This window comes from Pseudomonas viridiflava (genome assembly GCF_001642795.1).
GTDB classification, from domain to species: domain Bacteria; phylum Pseudomonadota; class Gammaproteobacteria; order Pseudomonadales; family Pseudomonadaceae; genus Aquipseudomonas; species Aquipseudomonas viridiflava.
In genome coordinates, this window is the sequence record NZ_LKEH01000039.1 from 1 (window position 1) to 368 (window position 368).

Genomic DNA, 368 nt, shown 5'->3' on the forward strand with positions numbered 1-368 from the left:
TGTAACCCTTGCCCCGGAGCTTTCAACCTGGTTGAAGTGATGGCGTGTGCGTGTTCTTTGAGAACTCAACAGTGTGTCGATGAATGTCAGTGCCAAAATTTTTTTGGTACTTCACATCCGCGAATGATCAACCGCCTCTTGGGGTTTGGTTGGTTTGTGTGTGGTGTGAGTATTTTTCGTCGGTGATTGTTCATTCTTCCGTCTGAATGGTTGCCGACACATTTTTTGCTAGTTGAGTTTTTTTGCTAGTGATTTGACTCTTTTTGTCTATGACTGATTAGTGGGCTTGCCCGCGAAATCTAGAGTCTTCAACGGAGAGTTTGATCCTGGCTCAGGACGAACGCTGGCGGCGTGCTTAACACATGCAA

The 368-nt window shown here is 46.2% G+C and carries 1 rRNA gene (running past one end of the window); it reads left to right on the forward strand.

Annotated elements, in window-relative coordinates:
* Positions 1-308: 308 nt before the first annotated feature.
* Positions 309-368 (forward strand): 16S ribosomal RNA (locus tag AO065_RS20340) (it continues 1,472 nt past the right edge of the window).